The organism is Flavobacterium sp., from assembly GCF_025352015.1.
GTDB lineage: Bacteria > Bacteroidota > Bacteroidia > Flavobacteriales > Flavobacteriaceae > Flavobacterium.
Window position 1 is genome coordinate 1 of the sequence record NZ_JANXUG010000043.1, and the last position, 6,835, is coordinate 6,835.

6 protein-coding genes are annotated in these 6,835 nt (G+C 32.4%); 3 read left to right on the top strand and 3 right to left on the bottom strand.

The genetic code is table 11. The annotated features are described in order from the left end of the window. Positions 1-971: AMP-binding protein (locus Q0Q96_RS04665; RefSeq protein WP_293872071.1), on the bottom strand; the 971-nt coding region annotated here is incomplete at its 3' end. Then, complete coding sequence (locus Q0Q96_RS04670) at positions 964-1,920, bottom strand: CPBP family intramembrane glutamic endopeptidase (RefSeq protein ID WP_293872072.1); 957 nt, start codon at positions 1,918-1,920, stop codon at positions 964-966. The genes Q0Q96_RS04665 and Q0Q96_RS04670, both read right to left, overlap by 8 nt. Positions 1,921-1,986: 66 nt before the next feature. Between Q0Q96_RS04670 and Q0Q96_RS04675 the strand changes: the two genes are divergently transcribed. Then, positions 1,987-2,337 carry an ArsC/Spx/MgsR family protein gene (locus tag Q0Q96_RS04675; protein WP_293872073.1) on the top strand — a complete coding sequence of 117 codons (351 nt, stop codon included), beginning with the start codon at positions 1,987-1,989 and terminating at the stop codon, positions 2,335-2,337. Positions 2,338-2,392: 55 nt separating this feature from the next. Beyond that, the gene (locus Q0Q96_RS04680; protein WP_293872074.1) at positions 2,393-4,882 is read left to right on the top strand and encodes an outer membrane beta-barrel family protein; all 2,490 of its coding nucleotides are present in this window, start codon (positions 2,393-2,395) and stop codon (positions 4,880-4,882) included. Between the two features lie 56 nt (positions 4,883-4,938). On the opposite strand, the gene Q0Q96_RS04685 is transcribed toward Q0Q96_RS04680, so the two are convergent. After that, positions 4,939-5,112, bottom strand: a complete 174-nt coding sequence (locus Q0Q96_RS04685) for a hypothetical protein (protein WP_293872075.1) — start codon at positions 5,110-5,112, stop codon at positions 4,939-4,941. A gap of 184 nt (positions 5,113-5,296) precedes the next feature. Here Q0Q96_RS04685 and fumC point away from each other — a divergent pair, with 184 nt between their 5' ends. After that, entirely contained in the window at positions 5,297-6,694 is a 1,398-nt protein-coding gene (gene fumC / locus Q0Q96_RS04690) for a class II fumarate hydratase (RefSeq protein WP_293872076.1), read from the top strand. Positions 6,695-6,835 lie beyond the last annotated feature (141 nt).

The window sequence follows — 6,835 nt, forward strand, 5'->3', positions numbered from 1 at the left end:
TCTTTTGGCTTTTCATATTTGTCCAACTCTTCATAAAGTAGATCATCATAATTTTGAGTATTGCCTTCGATGACCAAAATAACTTTTTCTCCTAATTCGTCATCAGGTTTAGAAGTAATAAAGAACCGTTGATTGATTTTACCTGCTAATTTTTCTTCTATTTGCTCTGGTATCAATTTAATTCCACCACTATTTATTACGTTATCCATTCGTCCCAAAAATATAAACTGATTTTCATTAATCAATTCTACAATATCGTTAGTAATAATCACTTCAGAGGAAATTCTGGGAGCATGAATGACTAAACAATTTCGTTCGTCATAGGAAATAGTAACATTTGGTAACACCGTAAAGGCTTTTTCTCCTAATCTTCTGGCAGCAATATGAGTAATGGTTTCGGTCATTCCGTAGGTTTCAAAAACTTCTGTTGGCAATTTTAACAATTGTTTTTCTAATGTTTTACTCACTGCGGCTCCACCAACAATCATTTTTTTCACTTTCTTTAATTCTGATAAAGAATTTTGGGCTTGTAAAGGTACCATAGCAACAAAATCAAAAGTGATCTCGTTATTCTTTAAGGGATGTGAACTTGGTGCCACAAACTCTAAATCAAGACCTAAAATCATAGCACGAACTAACATCATTTTTCCGGCAACATATTTTACAGGCAGACATTGTAATGCTTTATTTCCGGGAATAATATCAAAAAAATCACCGGTTGCCAATGCAGAATCAACCATAGCTTGTTTTTTCACCGATATTGTTTTTGGAGCTCCAGTTGTGCCAGAAGTTTGCATTTCTATATAACTTTTGCTATCAAACCAATCTAAAAGAAAATCACCAACAGGTTTTTCAAAATCTTCTCCTTCTTTAATAAAACTATAAGCAACCCGACATAAATCTTCTCTATCAAGGTGAAAGCCATTCAATTTAAACTGATTGTGAACATTTTCGTAAGTTGGACTATTCATTGTAATCAAATTTTTGTGTGGATTCTAAATTTTTAATTTCAATCGTTCCAGTAAGTTTTTCTTTCCAGTTAGACCAATTATATTTTTTACTAAAGATAAATAATAGTATCGGAAAAATAATAAAAACTGGAATCAAAATTTCAAACCCTGCCGATGGTGCAGAAACATCTTTAAAAACAGAATTCGTCTGAAAGGCTGACCATTCTGAAGTTACCAATAATGCGGTGATTAAATTATTTGCAGCATGAAACCCCAGTGCTAGCTCCATTCCTTCATCCATTAAAGTAATTATCCCAAGAAAAAAACCCGTTCCTATATAATATACTAAGATGATGTAACCCATTTTTTCGACCTCGGGATTGGCAATATGCATAGAACCAAAAATCAGGGAAGTAAGCACTAAAGGAAACCATCTATTTTTTGACAAAACCGCAAAACCTTGCATCAAATAACCTCTAAAAACATACTCTTCGGTACTGGTTTGAATAGGTATTAAAAGTGTTCCTATAAGTGCCAAAATTAAAAAAGGAATAGGTTTGAAATTATATACAAAATTATATGGAGCATAATAATACATAAGCAACGTGGAACCTGCAGTAAAGCTTCCCCATAAAAAAAAGGAAAACAAAATTCGACCCCAATCTATTTTTTCTCTTGATGTTGTGACTGATAATAGCGTTTGTTTATGCAGATATTTAATAACCAAAATAATAGCAACAAAAGCCACTACAAAAGAAAATAACAACAAAAACAAAGTAGTGTTTAAATTTAAAAAGTTCATCATTGTCTTTTCTGCAGTTGGAAATGGTTTTCCCGTTTTAAACGATTTAATAGCTACAGCAATTACCCAAGGAATCTGACCTATGGTCGATGCAAGGATAATTATAAAGGAACCTACTAAATATTTCCAAAATTTGTTTTGTGGCAAAAAGCCATTTTCTAAAAACATAGGTTTTTTTCTTTCGCCTAAATTAAGTTTTTTCTATTTAAAAATATAGTACTTTGTAAAAAAAAGATGTTACAAATACTTCATAATCCTAGATGTGGAAAATCTAGAAATTGTCTGGTTTTTTTAAATGATGCTAACATACAATTTGAAATCATCGATTATATAAAAAACCCGCTTACCGCATTGGAAATAAAAACAATGCTCAAAAAACTAAATTTAAAACCTCTTGAATTAGTTCGACAAAAAGAAACCATTTGGATAGATAATTATAAAGGGAAATTACTTAACGACGAGGCAATTATTTCTGCTATAGCTACTTATCCCATTTTGATGGAAAGACCTATAATAATAGATGGTGAAGAAGCTATAATTGGCAGAGAAGCCGTCAAAATCAAAGATTTTTTAACAAACAATTAGGACAGGTTTAAAATTGTAAAGGATAATTTTGTCGCTGAAGTTGAAAAAAATATTTATGAAAAACTTGCGCTTTCTTTTACTGATGGTATTAATGACGTCAATAACTACTTTTGGACAACAAAAACCTGAAAGTAAAAAAATAACGATAACCGGAAAAATTATTGAAAAAAATAGTAAGCTACCCCTTGAATACGCTACAGTTTCATTCAAAAATAGCAAAAATCCAAAATTAATTTTTGGAGGAATTACCGATGGTGGGGGTGAGTATAATATTGATGTTATTCCCGGAGTTTATGACATTACATTAGAATTTATATCGTTTAAACCGTTAGTTATTAGTCAGAAACAGTTGAGTGAATCAACAAATTTAGGAACAACATATCTAGAAGATGATGCAACACAATTGAAAGAAGTTGTAGTTACCGCAGAAAAATCATCCGTAGAAATTAAACTTGATAAAAAAGTATACAATGTTGGACAAGATTTAACCGCAAAAGGAGGAACTGCTAGCGATGTTTTAGATAATGTCCCTTCTGTAACCGTTGATGGCGATGGCAATGTAAGTTTGAGAGGAAATGATAATGTCAAGATTTTTATAGACGGAAGACCCGCAACTGCCATTAATATATCAGATGCCTTAAAATCTATTCCCGCAGATTCACTAGAAAAAATTGAAATAATATCAAATCCATCGGCAAGATATGATGCCGAGAGCAGCGCAGGAATTATTAATATCATTTTAAAAAAAGGAAAAAATCAAGGAATCAACGGCACAATCTCAATAACGGCTGGAGATCCAAGAAATTATAATACGACTGAAGTCCTCAATTTTAAAACAAAACAATTTAATTTGTTTTCTTCTTTTGGATATAGCGATAGCGAATCAAGAGGACGAACATTAAATAATACACAATATCTAGACAATACAGGAAATATCTCGAAAACTATTGACGAACAAATTGAAAGAAGAAATGGTCGTCGTGGATTTAATTATGGTTTTGGTACCGATTGGTTTTTAGATAAATCAACCACTTGGACCAATTCATTTTCTTATAGAAAAGCTAATGGTTACAGCCCAACAGACGATAATTTGGTTTCTAATGATGCAAATATAATTTTATATCAAAATAGGTTTACAAATCAGTTTACTAAAACGCAAGACCTTGAATACAATTCCACTTTTATTAAAAATTTTAAAAAAGACGGACATGTTTTTTCGATAATTTTTAACACCTCCAAAAATACCGATAATGATTATGCCACTATCAGCAATTCCTTTCGAGATTCTACAAGTGGAACCACGCTAGAATCGACCAATAATTTACAAAATCAAAGCAGAAATTTATTGCAAGTAGATTACACGTTACCTATTGGCAAAAACAGTAAAATTGAAACAGGTTATAAAGGGGATTTTAATAGTTTATTAACCAATTATAATGTTGGGAGTATTGATTCATTTGGGAATTACACTCCTTATACCAACTATACTAATGTGTTTGACTACAGAGAAAAGTTTAATGCTGTTTATGCTCAATTTGGTTCAACTGTCAAAAAATTTTCCTATTTATTAGGACTACGATTTGAAGATTCCAATATTGACATTAATTTAATTACGACAAATGATTTTACTAATAAAAAATATACCAACTTTTTCCCAAGTGCATTTTTGAACTACTCACTCAACGAAAAAACTACATTTTCATTAAATTACAGTAAAAAAATAGCACGACCTCGTAATCGATTTCTAACTCCATTTTCAAACTACTCCAGTAACATCAATATTTTTGTTGGAAATCCTAATATAAATCCTTCGATAACTGACGCTTTTGAATTAAGCATTTTAAAGAAATATGACAAAGCAACCGTTACAGCATCTCTATATTACAACCGAACAAGTGCACCGTTCCAATTTATTAGAAGACCCAACGGTGAAGTAATTACGGCAGTTGTAAACGGTCAAAATGTTTCAACTCCAGTAACTATTGCAACACCAGTAAATTTAGATACTGACAATCGAATAGGTTTTGAATTTAATGCCAACTACTCGCCTTATAAATGGTGGAAATTAAATATGAACTTCAACTTTTTTTCAAGTCAAGTCAAAGGCGATTACCAATACAACTTGTTAGGTTCAAATCAGATTGTTAAACAAAGCACCAATATTTCGGCAAGTTCATGGTTTGCAAAATTAAATTCGAGATTTTCTTTACCCTTTAAAATAGATTGCCAAACAAATGCCACTTATAATGCACCACAAAACACAGCTCAAGGAAAAACGTTAGGAATTTTGGCTGCTAATTTAGCCTTTAGTAAAGATGTCTTAAAAGATAAAGCAACTTTGACACTCAATATAAATGACGTTTTCAACTCTAGAAAAAGAATTTCACAGACTAATATAGCTTCTCTAAATTCTTATAATGAAATGCAAATGCGAGTACGACAAATTAATTTAACGTTTCTATATCGTTTCAATAAACAAAAAACTCCCAAAGAAAAACAAAACAAGAAAAATCAATCGGACGATAATGAAGGTGGTGATTTCTAAAAAAAAAGTTTCTGAATAAATCAGAAACCTTTTTTAATAAACGAAATAGTCTAAATCTAGACTGATTGTTCAGTAGCTTTTTTTGCCTTTCTTTCTTGCCATAACTCTCTAACTCCACCGAAAATCCAATACGGAACAATAAAAGTGATTAGAAACATCATCAGCCAAAAACCAATGGTTAAGATAGTTAAGAACGCTAAAAAACCTAAATATTGAGAAAATTCAAACATGGTTGAAATATTTTTTTGAATTATACGCAAATGTAAGCGGAATATTTAAGCTAACCAAAAAACAAAATCAATTTTTTTAAATACTTTTTATCACTAATTTTGTAAAGATTTTTAGGAGCTATTTCCCGCTATTCGTTACAATATTTTATACTGCTATCGGGGCTAAACATAAACAAACAACACCATGGATTACAGAATAGAAAAAGATACAATGGGCGATGTAAAAGTGCCTGCCAACAAGTACTGGGGAGCACAAACAGAACGTTCCAGAAATAATTTTAAAATTGGCCCATCGGCATCAATGCCAAAAGAAATTATCGAAGGATTTGCTTATTTAAAAAAAGCTGCGGCGTATGCCAACTGTGATTTGGGCGTACTTTCAATCGAAAAAAGAGATGCCATAGCAACCGTTTGCGATGAAATCCTAGCGGGAAAATTAACGGAAGAATTTCCATTAGTTATTTGGCAAACAGGTTCTGGAACACAAAGCAATATGAATGTCAATGAAGTTATTGCCAATCGCGCACAGGTTATCTCCGGATTCAAAATTGGCGAAGGCGAACAAGTTGTAAAAGCCAATGACGATGTCAACAAATCACAATCATCTAACGATACTTTTCCAACAGGAATGCATATTGCCTGCTATAAAGCTGTTATAGAAATAACCATTCCAGGGATTGAAAAACTACGAGATACCTTAAACTCAAAATCTGTGGCATTTATGAATGTTGTAAAAATTGGAAGAACGCATTTAATGGACGCCACACCATTGACATTGGGTCAAGAAATTTCAGGCTATGTTGCCCAATTAAATTATGGAATTAAAGCATTAAAAAATACACTTTCCCATTTGTCGGAAGTAGCACTTGGGGGAACTGCCGTTGGAACTGGACTTAACACACCCGATGGTTATGATGTAAAAGTAGCTGAATATATTGCCAAGTTTACGGGTCATCCATTTGTAACCGCACCTAATAAATTTGAAGCATTGGCTTCACATGATGCTATTGTTGAAAGTCACGGAGTTTTAAAACAACTAGCAGTTTCTTTAAATAAAATTGCTAACGATATTAGAATGTTGGCTTCTGGTCCACGCTCGGGAATTGGAGAAATCCTAATACCAGAAAATGAACCAGGCTCCTCTATTATGCCTGGCAAAGTAAATCCAACACAATGCGAAGCCTTGACTATGGTTTGCGCACAAGTTATGGGGAACGATGTTGCTATTTCTGTGGGTGGTATGCAAGGTCATTACGAGCTAAATGTTTTTAAACCTATGATGGCGGCAAATTTTTTGCAATCGGCTCATTTACTCGGTGATGCTTGTCTTTCTTTTGAGGAACATTGTGCTCGTGGTATTGAACCAAATTATACTCGTATCAAAGAATTAGTAAATAATTCATTAATGCTTGTTACAGCTTTGAATACCAAAATTGGATATTACAAATCGGCTGAAATTGCACAAACGGCTCATAAAAACGGAACAACTTTAAAAGAGGAAGCGATCAGGTTAGGTTATGTTTCCCCAAGTGATTTTGATGCTTGGGTAAAACCCGAAGAAATGGTTGGTCATTTAAAATAAAAAAAATCCCGAAATATTCGGGATTTTTCGATCTGTCAAAATCAAACAAAACAACAATCAAACTATTTTTTTTTACTAATGTTTATGGTTTTTTCTTGATAAACATATTGGTATAATATTTTTTTCCTGTTACAGGATCAA

Bases quoted from the DNA above. Each gene is read 5' to 3' on its own strand.
- Q0Q96_RS04680 (WP_293872074.1), top strand. From the start codon at position 2,393: ATGAAAAACTTGCGCTTTCTTTTACTGATGGTATTAATGACGTCAATA.
- Q0Q96_RS04670 (WP_293872072.1), bottom strand. From the start codon at position 1,920: ATGTTTTTAGAAAATGGCTTTTTGCCACAAAACAAATTTTGGAAATAT.
- Q0Q96_RS04675 (WP_293872073.1), top strand. From the start codon at position 1,987: ATGTTACAAATACTTCATAATCCTAGATGTGGAAAATCTAGAAATTGT.
- Q0Q96_RS04685 (WP_293872075.1), bottom strand. From the start codon at position 5,112: ATGTTTGAATTTTCTCAATATTTAGGTTTTTTAGCGTTCTTAACTATC.
- fumC (WP_293872076.1), top strand. From the start codon at position 5,297: ATGGATTACAGAATAGAAAAAGATACAATGGGCGATGTAAAAGTGCCT.